At 61.6% G+C, this 17,950-nt stretch carries 16 protein-coding genes; 11 read left to right on the top strand and 5 right to left on the bottom strand.

The annotated features are described in order from the left end of the window. Window positions 1-72 precede the first annotated feature (72 nt). From phoU to MA884_RS05885, 3 genes are all read left to right on the top strand, one after another. Window positions 73-834: a phosphate signaling complex protein PhoU gene (phoU, locus tag MA884_RS05895; RefSeq protein ID WP_256229505.1), complete on the top strand. Its 762-nt coding sequence runs from the start codon at window positions 73-75 to the stop codon at window positions 832-834. A gap of 168 nt (window positions 835-1,002) precedes the next feature. Then, entirely contained in the window at window positions 1,003-1,929 is a 927-nt protein-coding gene (locus MA884_RS05890; protein WP_256229504.1) for a response regulator, read from the top strand. Window positions 1,930-2,165: 236 nt separating this feature from the next. Further along, on the top strand, window positions 2,166-3,062 hold the full coding sequence (locus tag MA884_RS05885; protein ID WP_256229503.1) for a M23 family metallopeptidase: 897 nt from the start codon (window positions 2,166-2,168) through the stop codon (window positions 3,060-3,062). Between the two features lie 101 nt (window positions 3,063-3,163). Here MA884_RS05885 and MA884_RS05880 read toward each other — a convergent pair whose 3' ends face one another. The 3 genes from MA884_RS05880 to phoB form a co-directional block, all read right to left on the bottom strand. Beyond that, the gene (locus MA884_RS05880; RefSeq protein WP_256229502.1) at window positions 3,164-4,504 is read right to left on the bottom strand and encodes a hemolysin family protein; all 1,341 of its coding nucleotides are present in this window, start codon (window positions 4,502-4,504) and stop codon (window positions 3,164-3,166) included. 123 nt (window positions 4,505-4,627) lie between these two features. Beyond that, window positions 4,628-5,914, bottom strand: a complete 1,287-nt coding sequence (gene phoR / locus MA884_RS05875; RefSeq protein WP_256229734.1) for a phosphate regulon sensor histidine kinase PhoR — start codon at window positions 5,912-5,914, stop codon at window positions 4,628-4,630. A 136-nt stretch (window positions 5,915-6,050) separates the two neighbouring features. Continuing rightward, entirely contained in the window at window positions 6,051-6,740 is a 690-nt protein-coding gene (gene phoB, locus MA884_RS05870) for a phosphate regulon transcriptional regulator PhoB (RefSeq protein ID WP_003177195.1), read from the bottom strand. A gap of 152 nt (window positions 6,741-6,892) precedes the next feature. On the opposite strand from phoB, the gene MA884_RS05865 reads away from it, so the two are divergent. Beyond that, on the top strand, window positions 6,893-7,279 hold the full coding sequence (locus MA884_RS05865; protein WP_256229501.1) for a hypothetical protein: 387 nt from the start codon (window positions 6,893-6,895) through the stop codon (window positions 7,277-7,279). A gap of 155 nt (window positions 7,280-7,434) precedes the next feature. On the opposite strand, the gene ubiA is transcribed toward MA884_RS05865, so the two are convergent. Then, on the bottom strand, window positions 7,435-8,325 hold the full coding sequence (gene ubiA / locus MA884_RS05860; protein WP_256229500.1) for a 4-hydroxybenzoate octaprenyltransferase: 891 nt from the start codon (window positions 8,323-8,325) through the stop codon (window positions 7,435-7,437). Further along, entirely contained in the window at window positions 8,325-8,888 is a 564-nt protein-coding gene (locus tag MA884_RS05855; protein WP_256229499.1) for a chorismate lyase, read from the bottom strand. Before MA884_RS05855 ends, ubiA begins: the two co-directional genes overlap by 1 nt. Window positions 8,889-9,085: 197 nt before the next feature. On the opposite strand from MA884_RS05855, the gene MA884_RS05850 reads away from it, so the two are divergent. The 7 genes from MA884_RS05850 (at window position 9,086) to pgaD (ending at window position 17,501) form a co-directional block, all read left to right on the top strand. After that, entirely contained in the window at window positions 9,086-9,250 is a 165-nt protein-coding gene (locus tag MA884_RS05850; RefSeq protein WP_047226732.1) for a rubredoxin, read from the top strand. A 35-nt stretch (window positions 9,251-9,285) separates the two neighbouring features. Next, window positions 9,286-10,434: an NAD(P)/FAD-dependent oxidoreductase gene (locus MA884_RS05845; RefSeq protein ID WP_256229498.1), complete on the top strand. Its 1,149-nt coding sequence runs from the start codon at window positions 9,286-9,288 to the stop codon at window positions 10,432-10,434. A gap of 192 nt (window positions 10,435-10,626) precedes the next feature. Then, a complete protein-coding gene (locus tag MA884_RS05840) occupies window positions 10,627-10,902 on the top strand; it encodes an HU family DNA-binding protein (protein WP_024777879.1) in 276 nt (91 codons plus the stop codon). A gap of 251 nt (window positions 10,903-11,153) precedes the next feature. Then, window positions 11,154-13,634 carry a poly-beta-1,6 N-acetyl-D-glucosamine export porin PgaA gene (gene pgaA / locus MA884_RS05835; RefSeq protein ID WP_256229497.1) on the top strand — a complete coding sequence of 827 codons (2,481 nt, stop codon included), beginning with the start codon at window positions 11,154-11,156 and terminating at the stop codon, window positions 13,632-13,634. A gap of 12 nt (window positions 13,635-13,646) precedes the next feature. Beyond that, the gene (gene pgaB, locus MA884_RS05830) at window positions 13,647-15,644 is read left to right on the top strand and encodes a poly-beta-1,6-N-acetyl-D-glucosamine N-deacetylase PgaB (protein ID WP_256229496.1); all 1,998 of its coding nucleotides are present in this window, start codon (window positions 13,647-13,649) and stop codon (window positions 15,642-15,644) included. Between the two features lies 1 nt (window position 15,645). Continuing rightward, a complete protein-coding gene (pgaC, locus tag MA884_RS05825) occupies window positions 15,646-17,001 on the top strand; it encodes a poly-beta-1,6-N-acetyl-D-glucosamine synthase (RefSeq protein ID WP_256229495.1) in 1,356 nt (451 codons plus the stop codon). Next, window positions 16,998-17,501, top strand: coding sequence for a poly-beta-1,6-N-acetyl-D-glucosamine biosynthesis protein PgaD (gene pgaD / locus MA884_RS05820; RefSeq protein ID WP_256229494.1), 504 nt, complete (start codon window positions 16,998-17,000; stop codon window positions 17,499-17,501). The genes pgaC and pgaD overlap by 4 nt, the downstream gene beginning before the upstream one ends. Window positions 17,502-17,950 lie beyond the last annotated feature (449 nt).

Genomic DNA, 17,950 nt, shown 5'->3' with positions numbered 1-17,950 from the left:
GGCAGCCCGGTAACGACACACATCAGCTTGCAGCTTGTAGCTTGCAGCTCACAGCTTTTGCGGAGCAAAACCATGATTTCGAAGGAAGGCCTTACTCACCACATTTCCGCACAGTTCAATGCTGAGCTTGAGGAGGTGCGCAGTCACCTGCTGGCCATGGGCGGGCTGGTGGAAAAGCAGGTCAACGACGCGGTGACCTCGCTGATCGAGGCCGATTCCGGCCTGGCCCAGCAAGTGCGCGAGATCGATGACCAGATCAATCAGATGGAGCGCAACATCGACGAAGAGTGCCTGCGCATCCTGGCCCGTCGTCAGCCGGCCGCTTCCGACCTGCGCCTGATCATCAGCATCTCCAAGTCGGTGATCGATCTGGAGCGTATCGGCGACGAAAGCACCAAGATCGCCCGCCGTGCCATCCAGTTGTGCGAAGAAGGCGAAGCGCCGCGCGGTTACGTCGAAGTTCGCCACATTGGCGACCAGGTGCGCAACATGGTGCGCGATGCACTGGATGCCTTCGCCCGTTTCGACGCCGACCTGGCGCTGTCGGTGGCCCAGTACGACAAGATCATCGACCGCGAATACAAGACTGCGCTGCGCGAGCTGGCGACCTACATGATGGAAGACCCGCGTTCGATCTCCCGGGTGTTGAGCATCATCTGGGTGCTGCGTTCCCTGGAACGTATCGGCGATCATGCGCGCAACATCTCGGAACTTGTGATTTATCTGGTACGCGGTACCGACGTGCGGCACTTGGGGCTCAAGCGCATGAAGGCCGAAGTGGAGGGCACCTCGTCCGAAACCGCTAATGTTCCAGGCGAAACTGACGATAAGTAAGATTGCCCAAGAAAAGCGCCCGGCCTTCTGGTCGGGCTTTTTTTTGCGGCTTTTTTAATCGAAAGCAGCACCCCGCGAACGAAGAGTCCCGGCGTGACTGAAGGTTTTTGGCAATGTGCCATCAGCAAAAGCGGTATGCTTGCCGGGATTTTTTAGAGGTGTATCTGGATGAGTAAGGTCAGTGTGTTGGTCGTGGACGACGCTTCGTTCATTCGTGACCTGGTGAAGAAGTGCCTGCGCAACTACTTCCCAGGCATCCGCATCGAAGATGCGGTGAACGGTAAGAAAGCCCAATCCCTGCTGGCCCGTGAGGCGTTCGACCTGGTGCTGTGCGATTGGGAAATGCCGGAAATGTCTGGCCTGGAGCTGCTGACCTGGTGCCGCCAGCAGGACAACCTCAAGGGCATGCCGTTCGTGATGGTCACCAGCCGCGGTGACAAGGAAAACGTGGTCCAGGCGATTCAGGCCGGCGTTTCCGGCTACGTCAGCAAGCCGTTCACCAACGAGCAACTGCTGACCAAGGTCAAGCAGGCCCTGCACAAGGTTGGCAAGCTCGACACCCTGATGAACAGTGCCCCGACCAAGATGAACTCGGCGTTCGGCAACGATTCGCTCAGCGCGCTTACCGGCGGCAAGGCGGCTCCGGTCGTCGCTGCGACTGTCGCGCCCACAGCCGCTCCCCAAGCCGCCGCTGCGCCGGCCCGCGGCATGCTCAACAGCCCGCCCGTCAAGGCGCCTTCAGCCGCCCCGGCCGGCGGCAATCGCGGTCAGGGCCAATTGCGCCTGTCCAGCGGCACCCAGCAATGCGTGATCAAGGCCCTGAGCCTCAAGGAAGCGCTGCTGGTGGTCAAACGCACCGACACCCTGCCACAGGTGCTCGAAAGCGCCGTACTGGACATGGAGCAGGGCGACAACGCTGAAACCGCTCGCCTCAACGGCTACATGCACGCCATCGTTGCTCACGAGCAGACCCCCGACAGCGAGTGGCTGCAACTGACCTTCCGCTTCGTCGACAAAGACCCGCAGAAACTCGACTACATCTCCCGCCTGATCGCCCGCGGCACCGCGCAGAAACACTTCGTGCCTGGCGCATGATTTGGCAGCGCCTTTGAGTCAGCCATCGCGAGCAGGCTCGCTCCCACACTGGCTCTGTTGCTCACAAAACGTGTGTCCGCAGCAGAGCCAGTGTGGGGGCGAGCCAGCTCGCGATGGCGTCATCAGCCTCAGTAGTGCCCTATCTGCCTACCCATTTTGAAACATCCGTCGACTACGCTGGTCCATCCAGCTGCTAGGCTGCTGTGCAGGCCTTCATTTCGACAGAATTTTTGCCCATGTTTTTGCCCCTGCTGTTTGCCTGTGGTCTTGTCCTGGCCTCCACCTCGGCGGGGGCGATGACGATCTACAAGTCCACCGACGCCAACGGTGTTGTCTCCTACAGCGACCGCCCCAGCAAGGGCGCGCAGGTGTTCGTGTTCCGCGACCGCATGGTCGAACGCCTGGAGCGCCAGGTGTTTCTCGATATCAAGAAACAGAAGGGCGCGGACGCGGTGTTCGTGCGCAACGACCTGTACGCGCCGGTGGAGATCGAGTTGAGTTTTGCCGGGTTGCGCAATGTGAGCGGGGCACCGAGCCGACCGATCCGGCGGGTGCTGCCGGCACGCAGCAACCTGCGCCTGGCCCTGCTCACGGCCACTCGGCCTGGCAGGCCGCTGGTGTATACCCCAAGGTTCGAATACTCGCTGGGAGACCCTGCCGGCGCGGCGCAGGCCTATCGATACCCTTTGCCGTGGCGTGGCGGGCCGTTTCGGCTGAGCCAGGGCGCCAATGGCCAGTACAGCCACTATGGCCCCAAAAACCGTTATGCCATGGACATCGCCATGCCCGTCGGCACGCCGATCATCGCGGCGCGGGGTGGTGTGGTCATCAAGACTGAAAACGAGCAGACCGGCCGTGGCACCGACCCGTCGGGCAATTTCGTGCGGGTGCTGCACGATGACGGGACCATGGGCGTGTACCTGCACCTGCAGAAAGGCTCGGTGAGCGTACGGGAAGGGCAGCGGGTCGGGGTGGGCACGCCGTTGGCGTTGTCGGGTAATACCGGCAACAGCTCAGGCCCGCACCTGCATTTCGTGGTGCAGCGCAATACCGGGTTGGGGCTGGTGTCGATTCCCTACCAGTTCAATCAACCGGTGGGAGATATGCCCAACTTTGCGTTGGGCAAGCAATGAGACCATAAAGCAAAAGATCGCAGCCTTCGGCAGCTCCTACAGGCGTACACATAACCCTGTAGGAGCTGCCGAAGGCTGCGATCTTTTGAGCCAATTAAGGCTCAACCGAGCATCAACACCTTCGCCAGAATAATCTTCGGTCCTTTCATCTTCTTGATGATGATCCGCAGGCCTTCGACTTCCAGCACTTCTTCCTCTTCCGGCACGCGCTTGAGGGTTTCATAGACCAGCCCGGCGAGGGTCTCGGCCTCGATGTGGTCCAGGTCGATGCCCAGCAGGCGTTCGACCTTGAACAGTGGCGTGTCGCCGCGCACCAGCAGCTTGCCCGGCTGGTAGGCCAGGATGCCGCGCTCGGCCTTGCGGTGTTCGTCCTGGATGTCGCCCACCAGCACTTCCAGCACGTCTTCCATGGTCAGGTAACCGATGATGTTGCCGTCGGCTTCTTCAACCAGGGCGAAGTGCGAGCCACCCTTGCGGAATTGTTCCAGCAACTGCGACAGCGGCATGTGCCGCGACACGCGCTCCAGTGGGCGGGTGAGTTCGGCCAGGTTGAACGACTCGGGAATGTGATCCAGGGCCGCCAGTTCCAGCAGCAGATCCTTGATGTGCAGCAGGCCAACGAACTCCTGGCGCTCGCTGTCGTACACCGGATAGCGGCTGAACTTGTGGCGACGGAACATCGCCAGGATCTCCTTGAGCGGAGCGTTGAACTCCAGCGTCACCAGGTCTTCCCGGGAGTTGGCCCAGTCCACCACTTCCAGCTCGCCCATTTCCACCGCCGAGGCCAGCACGCGCATGCCCTGGTCGCTTGGGTCCTGGCCACGGCTGGAGTGCAGGATCAGCTTCAGTTCTTCGCGGCTGTAATGGTGTTCGTGATGCGGGCCGGGTTCGCCTTGGCCGGCGATGCGCAAAATGGCGTTGGCGCTGGCGTTGAGCAGGTAGATCGCCGGGTACATGGCCCAGTAGAACAGGTACAGCGGCACGGCGGTCCACAGCGACAGCAGCTCGGGTTTGCGAATCGCCCAGGATTTGGGCGCCAGCTCACCGACCACGATGTGCAAGTACGAAATGATGAAGAACGCGGTGAAGAACGACACGCCCTTGATCACTTCCGGCGACTCAACGCCGACCGCGCCGAGCAGTGGCTCCAGAACGTGGGCGAACGCCGGTTCACCGACCCAGCCCAGGCCCAGGGAGGCCAGGGTGATACCCAGTTGACAGGCCGACAGGTAAGCATCGAGCTGGCTGTGCACGGTACGCAGGATATGCCCGCGCCAGCCATTTTTCTCGGCGATGGCCTCGACCCGGGTCGAGCGCAGTTTGACCATGGCAAATTCGGCCGCAACGAAAAAGCCGTTGAGCAGAACCAGGATCAGAGCAAAAAGAATCATGCCGAATTCGGCGAAGAGTGTTGCCAGGGACAAGCCAGGGGAAGGGTCCATGATGGAGTTTTGCGGGTTCCGTATATTCGAAAGGGTTAGAAATGAGTGCCTGAAAAGGCAGGCACAAGTCAGCCAATGTAGCGGCTGACTGGGCCGTTGCCTAGTGGCGAGTGCTGGCCGGTATCAATCGGCGGGGCGGGCGAGGCGCGAGCGAACCGTCTGGGCCGGGGCGAAATGGCAGGTAAACGTACTGCCATGGCCGGGCACGCTGCTGATTTCCATGCGCCCGCGATGCCGCAGTAAAACGTGCTTGACGATCGCCAGGCCCAACCCGGTGCCGCCGGTATTGGAGTTGCGGCTGGAGTCGACGCGGTAGAAGCGTTCAGTCAGGCGCGGCAAGTGTTTGCTGTCGATGCCGATGCCTGAATCCTGCACGCTCAGGTGTGCGCCTTGGCCGTCGGCCCACCAGCGAACATGAATCCGGCCTTGTTCCGGCGTGTACTTGACCGCGTTGAACACCAGATTGGAAAAGGCACTGCGCAATTCGGCCTCGCTGCCCTTGAGCTGCACGGCCGGGTCGGCTTCAAGGGTGATGGTTTGCTGCTTGGACCCGGACAGTTCCTGCGCATCCTCAACGATGATTTGCAGCAAGTCGTCGACAAGCACCGGCTGGTTGTCGGAGGGGTAATCGGTGGCTTCAAGTTTTGCCAGCAGCAGCAAGTCATTGAGCAGGGTCTGCATGCGCCCGCTTTGCTGGTGCATCTGCTGCAAGGCACGGCCCCAGCGTGGGTTCACTTCCTCGACATTGTCCAGCAGGGTTTCCAGATACCCGCAAATCACCGTCAACGGCGTGCGCAGCTCATGAGAAACGTTGGCGACGAAATCTTTGCGCATCTGTTCCAACTGATGGATGCGCGTCACGTCACGCACCAGCATCAAGTGCTCGTTGTTGCCGTAGCGGGTGAGGTATAGCTGAATGCGCAGCCGGTCATTGGTGGGGGAAGGAATCTCCAGCGGCTCGGCGTAGTTTTCCTGTTCGAAGTATTCCTTGAACCGTGGATGGCGCACGAGGTTGGTTACCGGCTGACCGCTGTCCTGAGGTGTCTTGAGGCCCAGCAAGGTCTCTGCGGCGCGGTTCCACCATTCCAGGTTGCCATCGCTGTCGAGCATGATCACCGCGTCCTTGAGCGCCGCAGTGGACTCCTGCACCCGGTCGATCACCGCTTGCAGACGGCCCCGCACGCGCTGGTCGCGCCGTTGCAGGTGATAAATACTGTCGAATACCTCACCCCACAGGCCATAGCCGTCGGGCGGGGCCTCGTCGGGTTTATGCAGGCGCAGCCACTCATGCATGCGCAGCAATTGCTTGAGCGTCCAGGCCAGGTACAGCGCCAGGCCCGCAGCCAGGCTCCAGCCGTAGAAGCCCGTGATCAGGCCCACGACCAGACAGCCGGTCACCAATAACAACATGTGGCGAATCAGGGTGCCATGCCAGTTTTGATTCACGGAAAATCCTTGGGAGAAAAGCAGCTCCAAACGTCAAGCGGCAAGCTTAGAGCTACACGGCTTTAACTTGCCGCTTGTAGCTGAAAGCTTGCAACTGCTCTCAAGCCTTTGTCGAAAAACGATAACCGGTGCCGCGCACGGTTTGTACCAGATTCTCGTAGGCATCGCCGAGGGCTTTGCGCAGGCGACGGATGTGCACGTCCACGGTGCGCTCCTCGACATAAACATTCCCGCCCCAGACCTGGTCCAGCAGTTGGCCGCGCGTGTAGGCGCGCTCCTGGTGGGTCATGAAAAATTGCAGCAGGCGGTATTCGGTCGGGCCCATCTCGGCGGGTTTGCCGTCGATGGTCACGCGGTGGCTGATGGGGTCCAGCAGCAGGCCGCCGACTTCAATCGGTGCTTCGCCATCGGTCGGGCCAGCGCGCCGCAACACGGCCTTCAGGCGCGCCACCAGCTCCCGTGGGGAAAACGGCTTGGTGATGTAGTCGTCGGCGCCGACTTCCAGGCCCTGGATCTTGTTGTCCTCTTCGCCCTTGGCGGTGAGCATGATGATCGGAATATCACCGGTCAGCTCATCGCGCTTGAGGCGTCGCGCCAGTTCGATGCCTGACGTACCGGGCAGCATCCAGTCCAGCAGAATCAGGTCGGGCTTGCGGTCGACGATGATGGCATGGGCCTGTTGGGAGTTTTCTGCTTCCATGCAGTCATAGCCGGCCATCTCCAACGCAACGGCAATCATCTCGCGGATGGGCGCTTCGTCGTCGACGATCAGAATGCTCCTGCCAACCATGGGGTAATCCTCTTGTCATTTAACTGTCTTGCGCCGCATTAGATAACGGAATTATTGCAGTCGTGTGACACTTGTTTCGGCACCCGGCAGTGTAGAGGATCCTGGACTAAGCTTTTGAGTCCGATTCCTGACAACTGCAAAAGAGGGTTTCCATGACTTACCTTACCCAATCCATCAAAGCCCTGGGCCTGGCGGTTGCCCTGGTGTTGCCGGCGCTGGCGTCGGCGGCTGACGAGCCAGCGATGGTCAAAGATGGCATGCTGACCGACCACAAGGGTATGACGTTGTATACCTTTGAGAAAGACCAAGGCGGCAAGTCGGCGTGCGTTGCCAAATGTGCCGAGAACTGGCCCCCGCTCAAGGCTGAAAGCGCTGCCATGCCCATGGGTGAATGGACCGTGATTACGCGCGACGACGGGTCGTCGCAGTGGGCCTACGACGGCAAGCCGCTGTATACCTTCGTGAAGGACAAGAAAGCCGGAGACAAGACCGGTGACGGCGTGATGGGCGGTGCCTGGAAGGTCGCCAAGCCCAAGTGACTGATCCGCGCTAAACGTTTTTGTGGCGAGGGAGCTTGCTCCCGCTGGGCTGCGCAGCGGCCCCAGGATTTTGCGATTGATGCGCAACCGAGCGGGAGCAAGCTCCCTTGCCACAGGTTTTTCATGACCCAAAGTTCAGCGCTGGGTCAGCGGTCTCACCGCAACGCATAATCCAGCACAATCCCCACGAAAATCGCCAACCCGGCCCAATGGTTGTGCAAAAACGCCTTGAAGCAGCGCATCCGGTCCTTGCCCCGGGTATACCAGAATTCCCAGGCAAAACACCCGGCAGCGGCCACCAGCCCCAGATGGAACCAGCCGCCCAGCTGGAACTTCGACCCGGCCAGCAGCAGGCAACCCAGGGCCAGGCCCTGCAGCGTCAGGATGATCACGCGATCGGCATCGCCAAACAGAATGGCCGTAGACTTGACGCCGATCCTCAGGTCATCGTCCCGGTCAGTCATCGCGTAATAAGTGTCGTAACCCACTGTCCACAGCAGGTTGGCGATGTACAGCAGCCAAGCCGCCGCCGGCAAATGGCCAGTTTCGGCGGTGAACGCCATCGGCATGCCCCAGGAGAACGCTGCCCCCAGCACCACTTGCGGATAGTAGGTGTAGCGCTTCATGAACGGGTAACTGAACGCCAGCGCCAGCCCACCGAGGGACAGCAAAATGGTCGGCGCATTGGTGCACAGCACCAGCAGGAAGCTCACACTCATCAGCACCGCGAAAAACACCAGTGCCTCTTTCGAACTGATCTTGCCGCTTACCAGCGGGCGCTGCTCGGTGCGTTTGACGTGGCCGTCCACCTTGCGGTCGGCCCAGTCGTTGATCACACAACCTGCGGCGCGGGTCAGCACCACGCCAAGCACGAAAATCACGATGTTGGCCAGGGACGGCGAACCTTCGCCGGCAATCCACAACGCCCACAACGTCGGCCACAACAGCAGATAAATGCCGATGGGCTTGTCCATGCGCGTCAGTTGCACGAAGTCCCAGGCCCGCGGGTTCAGGCGGTTCAAGGATTTGAGCAGTTGCACGTACATCAGCAATTCTCCGAATAGGCGCGGGCGACGGTCCACAGGCGCGGCAGGAAAATCTCCGCCACCAACACGCTCAGCGCCCCGCGATCAAAACGCGAACGGCGCCCCCACAATTCACGGGCGCGTACCTCCGCCGGCAACCATTGCTCGGGATAATGGCAAACCTCGATGGCCCGGCGCTGGAACGCCTGGTCGCAAAACAGCAACTCGCCCAGAGAACGACTGCCCAGCTCGTCCATCTGCAAACCGTCGCCCTGCAACGCGCTACGCGCCGCCACACTACGGGCAAACACCCAGGCCTCGCCATGGCCGCGCAGGTACACCTCGCGTACCCAGCCTTCGCTGCCCTCGGCCAGATCCAGCGCAGTACATTCGTCGGCGCGCAGCGGCTGCCAACCTTCGAACAGCGGTGTCACGCTGAAACGCTCATCCGACAGCCGGGTCAGGCGCCGGGTCAGGGAGCCTTCGTCGAACAGCCAGTCGAGCACACAGGCGTCAGGGCGGGGCGACAGCAGGGGCTGGGGCAACCATTGGAGTGTAGGAAATATCGAATTTGTATGCGGCACAGAGGTCTTGAATGGCAACAAATGAGGCCGCGAGCTTACCATGTCGGTTGGCGAATTTGACTCAGCGGGGCGGTCTTAGCGCTGATCATGCTTGCATCTATCGCGGCCGATCAGTACAAAACGCCCTGAGCCGGAAAGGGCAGCTTTACATCGACCCAACCATACCGGCAAATGCCGACACGTGAGGAAGTACCTGAATGAAGAAGTGGCAATGTATTGTCTGCGGCCTGATTTACGATGAAGCCCTCGGTTGGCCGGATGACGGCATCGCGCCCGGCACTGCCTGGCAAGACGTACCTGAAGACTGGCTCTGCCCGGACTGCGGCGTGGGTAAATCGGATTTCGAAATGATCGCCATCTGATCGTTCCCTGCATGGAGAGCTACATGGAGAGCAACATGAGCGCACCTGTCGTCATCGTCGGTACGGGCCTCGCCGGTTACAACCTGGCCCGGGAGTTTCGCAAACTCGACAGCGAAACCCCGCTGCTGCTGATCAGCGCCGATGACGGCCGCTCCTACTCCAAGCCGATGCTCTCCACCGGCTTTGGCAAAAACAAAGACGCCGACGGCCTGAGCATGGCCGAGCCGGGCGCCATGGCCGAGCAACTGAACGCCCAAGTGCGCACCCACACCCGCATCAGCGGCATCGATCCGGGCCACAAACGCTTGTGGATCGGCGAAGAAACGGTGAACTACCGCGACCTGGTCCTGGCCTGGGGCGCAGAAACCGTGCGCGTGCCGGTGCAGGGTGACGCCTCGGACCTGATCTTCCCGATCAACGACCTGGAAGACTACGCACGCTTTCGCGCAGCGGCCGCCGGCAAGCGCCGGGTGCTGTTGCTCGGTGCCGGGCTGATTGGCTGCGAATTCGCCAACGACCTGATCCTGGGCGGTTACGAAGTGCAACTGGTCGCGCCGTGCGAGCAAGTCATGCCGACCCTGCTGCACCCTGCCGCCGCTGCTGCGGTACAGGCCGGGCTGGAAAGCCTCGGCGCGCGTTTCCACCTGGGTCCGGTGCTCAATCGCCTGCAACGGGTGGCCGACGGGCTGGAGGCGCACCTGTCCGACGGCCAGGTGATCGCCTGCGACCTGGTGGTCTCGGCCATCGGCCTGCGCCCACGCATCGACCTGGCCGCCGCTGCCGGCCTGGTGGTCAATCGCGGCGTGGTGGTCGACCGCCACCTGAAAACCTCCCACGCCAACATCTACGCCCTGGGCGACTGCGCCGAGGTCGACGGCCTGAACCTGCTCTACGTCATGCCGCTGATGAGCTGCGCCCGCGCCCTGGCCCAAACGTTGGCCGGGAACCCGACCGCCGTGCGCTACGGGGCCATGCCGATTACCGTGAAAACCCCGGTGTGCCCACTGGTGGTTTCGCCACCGCCACGGGGCAGCGAAGGTGTGTGGAGCGTCGAAGGGCAGGGCAGTGACATCAAGGCTCTGTGCCGCGACGCCCAAGGCAACCTGCTGGGCTACGCCCTGACAGGCGCGGCGGTGATGGAAAAACTGGCGCTGAACAAAGAGCTTCCAGCGCTGCTGGCGTGAATGCCAGTCCTTCTGTCGCAAATACCCTGCTTTCGACGCCACAAAGGTCGCCCTGACACTGGCGTCGCCTGCTGCCCCGTGCCATCCTCACTCCCGTCTGCCGCAGAGTAGAGCCTGCGGCGCCTTAGGGGCTGTTTCCATGAGTACAGCCCAGACATAACAACAAAAAAACCGTCAAAAGGGGCTTCATTCATGCGTAAACCAGAACTTGCCGCCGCCATCGCGGAAAAAGCAGACCTCACCAAAGAACAAGCCAACCGCGTCCTCAACGCCGTTCTCGAAGAAATCACCGGCGCCCTGCACCGCAAGGACAGCGTCACCCTGGTGGGCTTTGGCACCTTCCTGCAGCGCCACCGCGGCGCCCGTACTGGCAAAAACCCACAGACCGGTGAGCCTGTGAAGATCAAGGCCAGCAACACTGTTGCGTTCAAGCCGGGCAAAATGTTGAAGGACAGCGTCAATCCGTAATCGCCGCGGGTTCCCTGGTTAGAGGGGGACAAACGGTAGAAAAAAGGGGTAAGCCGATTGAGTCGGCTGCCCTTTTTTTTTGCCCGCGAAAATCTGTATCGATTCTGAAGAATTATGGCGTTTTGGAGGACGCGCGGCCCGAGAGTGCAAAACTAGGCCCATTAGAGCTTGGCTGGATTCCTTGATCCGGCTTCCTGTTTGATGGGCAAGGGGGCACTGCGACCCGGCTGGCCATGTAAGGATGCTGACGAATGCCGCGTACTGTGGGTCCCTTTATTCGATGTGGTTTGCGCCCGTTGTTTCGCCTCGCGCTGTGCAGCCAATTGTGCTGGCCGGTGCTGGCGCTTGCCGATACCGCCTATGACCAGATGGTGCATGACGCTCGCGCCGGCCATTACACGCCTGCGTTGACCGCCTTGCGCCAAGTCCCGGCCGATCAGGCCAGCACCGCGCAAATCAGTGATCATCTGCAAATCGCCAGTTGGGCCGGTTTCGATGCCGAGGTGGTGAAAGTCTATGAAGCCCAAGGCCGCTATCGCGAGCTACCAGTTCCGGCGCTGACTGCAGCGGCCCGTGCCTATCGCAATCTCAAGCGCTGGGACTCGGCTAGCGCGCTCTATCGCCAGGCTTTGATCGTCGAACCTCAGAATCCCGATCTGCAACTGGGCTTGGCCTTGACCCAGGCCGACGCCGGTAAGCCCGACGAAGCGGTCAGGCGGGCCAGGACCATGGTCGCAGCCAAACCTGAAGATCCGACGCGCCGGCTGGCCTTGGGGTATGCCCTGACCCGTGCCGACAGTCCACACGAGGCGCTGTTCGAATACGACCAGGCCTTCACCCGCGCCGGCAACAATCTGGAGGTCGCCCGCGAATACATCGTCGCCCTGCAACGGGCCCGCTTGCCGGAGCCGGCTTTGCGCCTGGCTCGTCTGCAACCCGGGTTGATCGATCAGGGCGTGCAGCGGCGGCTGGAGGGTGATGTAGCGGCCGAACGGGTGCGCCTGGCGGACATGGCGAGCCGCAGCGAAAAGGATCGCTTCGTCATCGCAGACCGCGCCTTGGCTGATTACGACAAGTTGCTCGCCACCTGGACCCCGGTGGCCGAGGCCCATGACGATGTATTGCGCTGGCGTATCGATCGCTTGGGCGCCCTGAACGCCCGTGCTCGACGAGCTGAAGTGATTGCCCAATACCAAAGTCTGCTCGCCGAAGGCGTAGCCATCCCGACTTATGCCTTGCGCTGGGTGGCGTCCTCCTATCTGGAGCAGCGTGAACCGGAGATCGCCGTCGATCTGTACCGCCGGGTACTGACAGCACCTGATGCCGACCCGGCGGACCGCTTCGAAGACAGCACCGCGCTCTACTACGCACTGCTGGAAAGTGAAAAATCCGAAGAGGCCCGTGCCCTGGCCGAAGACCTGGCCAAGTCCCAGCAACCACGCGTCCAGCTCAAGGGGCTGCCCATCGGCAACCCCAACGATGAGTGGATGGACGCTCAACAACTCGCCGCTCAGGCCGGCACCTATGGCGCCGACCTGCCCACCGCCGAGACGCGCCTGGCGACCTTGGTCAATCACGGCCCCGGCAACATCGGGTTGCGGCTGGCTCAAGCTGATCTGTACCAGGCCCGGCAATGGCCGCGACGTTCCGAAAGCCTGCTCAAGGAGGTCGAGACCACGACCCCGCGTAACCGTGAGCTGGAAGTCGCCCAGGCCCGTGCCGCCATGGATTTGCAGGAGTGGCGGCAGATGGACGCGCTGACCGACGACGTGGTCGCCCGTTATCCGGAGAACGCCCATGTCAAACGCCTGCAACGCCAGCGCGAAGTGCACGACATGGCCGAACTGCGTATTGAAGCCTACACCGGCAAGAGTTATGGCGGTGGCAATGGTGATGCCGGTGCAGTCACCGGCAGTCGCGACTTCGGCATTGAAACGCTGCTCTACAGCCCCCCCATCAATGAAGACTGGCGGCTATTCGGTGGCGCCGGGTACGCCACTGGCGATTTCGAGGAAGGCACCGGTCACCATCGCTGGCAGCGTCTGGGTGTGGAGCGCCGCACCCGTGACATGACGCTGGAAGCGGAAGTCTCCAACCACTCGTACGGCTCCGGTGACAAACAGGGTGCACGCCTGGCCGTGGCCCGGGACATCAACGATCACTGGCAGTACGGTGGCAGCCTGGATTACCTCTCGGCCAACACCCCGCTGCGGGCACTCAACAGCGGCATTCGTGCCAACGGCGGCAGTGGGTTCGTTCGCTGGCGTGCCCACGAAAGCCGCGAGTGGCAACTGACTGTCAGCCCGTCGCATTTCAGTGATGGCAATAACCGTCTCGAAGCCCTGCTCACCGGTCGCGAAGGCATTTACAGCGCTCCACGGCTGCAAGTGGAGCTGGGCCTGGAAGTGGGTGCCAGCCGCAACAGTGGCTCTGACGAAGTCCCGTATTTCAACCCCAAGTCAGATTTGAGCGTCATGCCGACGGTCAGCGCCAATCATGTGTTGTACCGCCGTTACGAAACGACGTGGAGCCAGCAGTTTCAGGCCGGCGCCGGTACCTACAGCCAGCGCGACCACAGCACCGGTGCCATGGGTTTGCTCAGCTACGGCCAGCGTTTTATCTGGAACGACGTGCTTGAGGCAGGTGCCGCGCTGAGCTGGCTCAACCGGCCCTACGACGGCGACCGCGAAAGCGATCTGCGCCTGCTTGTCGACCTCACCTACCGCTTCTAGAAGAGTTTGAAGATGCCTGTCATTTCGCGTTTCATCCTTCTGCTGGGGGTCTTGCTGATCAGCGCTTGTGCCCAGCAAGCCCCGGCGTTCACACCGCCCTCACAGCGCCCGCTGGCGGCCAATGACGCCCCGTGGCCGAAAAACCACGTGCTTGGCATCGCCTATCACGATGTGGAAGACCGCGACCCCGACCAGGCGCTCGTGGCCGTTCGCACTGAGCGTCTGATCGAGCAATTGGCGTGGCTGCGGGAAAACAACTACCAGCCCGTCACCGTGGACCAGGTCATCACCGCTCGCAACGGTGGCCCGGAACTGCCGCCGCGGGCGGTGCTGTTGAGTTTTGACGACGGCTACTCAAGCTTTTACACCCGTGTCATGCCGATCCTGCGGGCCTATAACTGGCCGGCGCTATTGGCCCCGGTCGGCAGCTGGATCGACACGCCTTCGAACCAGCCGGTGGACTTCGCCGGGGTGCCGCGCAAGCGCTCAGAGTTTTTGACCTGGGAGCAAATTCGCGAGGTCTCGAAATCGGGCCTGGTGGAAATCGCCGCCCACACCGACGCCAATCACAAAGGGGTACTGGCCAACCCGCAAGGCAACTTGCAACCGGCGGCGACGACCCGGCGTTACGATCCCGCCACCGGTCGCTATGAAAGCGAAGCTGATTTCCAGGCTCGCCAGCGCAAGGACGTGGCGGCCATTTCCGAGAAAATCCGCAAGGTCACCGGCTACAGTCCGCGCGTGTGGGTCTGGCCCTACGGTGCCGCCGATGGCACCGCGTTGCAGGTGATCGGCAGCGAAGGCTATCAGATGGCCCTGACCCTGGAAGATGGCCTCGACAGCCTCAATAACCTGATGAGCGGCCCGCGCTTTCTGGTGGCCTCCGATCCGGATGGCGCACACTTCGCCGAGAGCGTCGTCGGCGTGCAGACAATGGACCCGTTGCGGGTGGTCCATGTCGACCTGGATTACGTCTACGACCCGGACCCTGTGCAGCAGGAAGCCAATGTCGGCAAGCTGATCCAGCGCATCTACGACCTGGGCGCCAACACCGTTTTCCTGCAAGCCTTTGCCGATCCAAAAGGTGATGGCCTGGTGCATTCGCTGTACTTCCCCAACCGTCACCTGCCGGTACGGGCCGACCTGTTCGACCGGGTCGCGTGGCAACTGAAAACCCGGGCCAACGCCAAGGTCTTCGCCTGGATGCCTGTGCTCAGTTTTGGTCTGGATCCGCAGCTGCCCCGCGTACAACGTTGGGACCCGGAAACTGGGCGCACGGATGTGGACCCGGATCAGTACGTACGTTTGTCGCCCTTCGATCCGAGTGTGCGACGGGTCATCGGCGAAATCTACGAAGACCTGGCGCGGATGAGTTCGGTGGACGGCGTTCTGTACCATGACGACGCGGTGTTTTCTGACTTCGAGGATGCCGGCCCCGCCGCCCTGAAAGTCTATGCCGCCAACGGTCTGCCGACGTCCATCTCCACTCTGCGGGACGACCCGGCGGCGATGCAGCGCTGGACCCGTTTCAAGAGCCGCTACCTGATTGATTTCACCCATGAGCTCACCGCCAAGGTCCGGGCGATTCGTGGTCCGCAGGTGCTGACAGCGCGCAATATTTTTGCCGAACCGATGCTCAATCCCGAAAGCGAAGCCTGGTTCGCCCAGAACCTGGACGACTTCCTTGGCGCCTATAACTGGACGGCCCCGATGGCCATGCCGTTGATGGAAAAGCAGACCCGCGAGCAATCCGGGCCCTGGCTTGAGCGCCTGGTGGAGACCGTCAAGGCCCGCCCCGGTGCACTCAAGCGCACGGTGTTCGAACTGCAGGCCCGTGACTGGCACAGCAAACCGGTCAGCGACATCGACGGCGAACAATTGGCCGAATGGATGGGGCGCCTCAAGCGCTCAGGTGTGACCAGTTTCGGTTATTACCCGGACAACTTCATCGAAGACCAGCCCGCAGTGAAAACCGTGCGGCCGGCGCTCTCCAACAAGTGGAATCCTTGACATGCTCGACAGACTGCTCGCCCTGCTGGTGCTGGCGATCGTTCTTGGGGTGCCCCTGGGCCTGATCTTCCTGGTCACCGGGCAATTCCTGATGGACTTCGTGTTCTTTTACCCGCTGTTCATGTCCGGGCTGTGGATCGCCGGCGGCCTGTATTTCTGGCTGCACTGGGAGCGTCACTGGCCGTGGAAGGACGACACCCTGCCGCCACCGCTGGCCGGGGAACCGCTGATCAGCATCCTGATACCGTGCTTCAACGAGGGCGACAACGTCGCCGATACCATTCACGCCGCACTGGGCCAGCATTACCCGAACATCGAGGTCATCGCCATCAACGACGGCTCGAAAGACAACACCGCCCAAGTGCTCGATCAACTGGCGGCTGATGATCCGCGCCTGCGCGTGCTGCACCTGGCGGAAAACCAGGGCAAGGCTGTGGCCCTGCGCATGGGCGCCATCGCGGCGCGCAGTGAATACCTGGTGTGCATCGACGGTGACGCGCTGCTGGCGCCCAACACCTGCGCCTATCTGGTGGCACCGATGCTGGACAATGCCCGCCTCGGCGCGGTAACCGGCAATCCGCGGATTCGTACTCGTTCTACCTTGATCGGTCGGGTACAGGTGGGCGAGTTCTCCTCGATCATCGGCTTGATCAAGCGTACCCAGCGAGTCTTCGGGCGGATCTTCACTGTCTCCGGTGTGATCGTCGCCTTCCGTCGCTCGGCCCTGCACCGGGTCGGCTACTGGAGCCCGGACATGATCACCGAAGACATCGACATCAGCTGGAAACTGCAACTGGACCACTGGAGCATCTTCTACGAACCCCGTGCCCTGTGCTGGATCCTCATGCCCGAAACTCTGCGCGGCCTGTGGCGGCAGCGCCTGCGCTGGGCCCAGGGCGGGGCCGAGGTGCTGTTCAAGAACATCCGCGGCATCTGGCAATACCGTCACCGCTACTTGTGGCCGTTGCTGTTCGAATATTGCCTGTCTACCGGTTGGGCGTTCACCTTTCTGCTGTCGGTGATCTTCTGGGGCGCCGGTAAATTCGTCGAAATGCCAGCGGCCATTGCGGTCGATCACCTCATGCCGCCGGCCTTCACCGGGTTGCTGTTGGCGGTGGTGTGCCTGATGCAGTTCGCGGTGAGCATCCTGATCGATCGCCGCTACGAAAAAGGCTTGTGGCACATCATGTTCTGGGTGGTGTGGTACCCGTTGGTGTTCTGGCTGATCAGCCTGTTCACCACCCTGGTGAGTTTTCCGAAAGTGTTGTTCGGGCAGCATCAGAAACGTGCGCGCTGGGTCAGTCCGGATCGCGGCATCAAACCGTTCGATGACGAAGAAGAGGAAGTGATCCGATGAAAATTATCAGGACTCGACAAAGACCTTTTCTGGTGGTCGTCGATGCGCTCTTTACCGTGCTGGCGTGGCTCGGGCTGTTGTATCTGCTGGTCAACGGGCTCTGGCCGCTGTTCGACAGCCAGGCAGGCCCGCGCCTCGGTGGCTCGTTACTGGACACCCTCGGGACGTTGCAGATATACGGCTGGATTGCCTTGGTCAACGCGGTGATCCTGATTTCCTGGGCGCGCTATCAGCAGCGCAAAAGCCGCAGCTTCGCCCAGCGTCGGCTGCCGGCGCCGGTGGTGGACGATCAAGGTTTGAGCGACAGTTTCAAGTTGACGGACGAGCGCCTCGACACGTTGCGTCAGCCGGGCTCCAAAATTATTCACAACAACCAGGACGGTGATATCAGCCATGTGGTGGCGCATTTCCATCTGCTGAGCCCGCAATTGCGACCGCCGCCCCTCGCGCCACTGGAACGGCCCCGGGGGATTCACCTTCCGGTCGATCAATCGGTGTAGGCGCTGCCGCAGGGCTGTGATCTTTTGATCTTTTGATCTTTTGATCTTTTTGCTCTCCAGTTCCTCGGACATTTCCTTCAAAACAGCCACGCTGTTCATGAGGCATTGATGCAGGCTGAGCCGACGCCTTCGCGAGCAGGCTCGCTCCCACAGGGGATTTGTGGTGGATGGGATCTGCGAACGACTCAGAAAACTGTGGGAGCAAGGCTTGCCCGCGATGGCGGTGGCACAGCCGGCAGTGATGCAGGCTGAGCTGACGTCTTCGCGAGCAGGCTCGCTCCCACAGGGGGTTGGTGGTGGATGTGGATCTGCGAACGACTCGGAAAACTGTGGGAGCCAGGCTTGCCCGCGATGACGGTGGCGCATCTGGCGGTGATGCAAGCTGAGCCGACGCCTTCGCGAGCAAGCCCGCTCCCACAGGGGATTTGTGGTGGATGGGGATCTGCGAA

The sequence above is a fragment of the Pseudomonas sp. Q11 genome (genome assembly GCF_024494355.1).
Taxonomy (GTDB): Bacteria; Pseudomonadota; Gammaproteobacteria; order Pseudomonadales; family Pseudomonadaceae; genus Aquipseudomonas; species Aquipseudomonas hefeiensis.
This window is presented reverse-complemented; position numbering and strand designations above follow the sequence as displayed.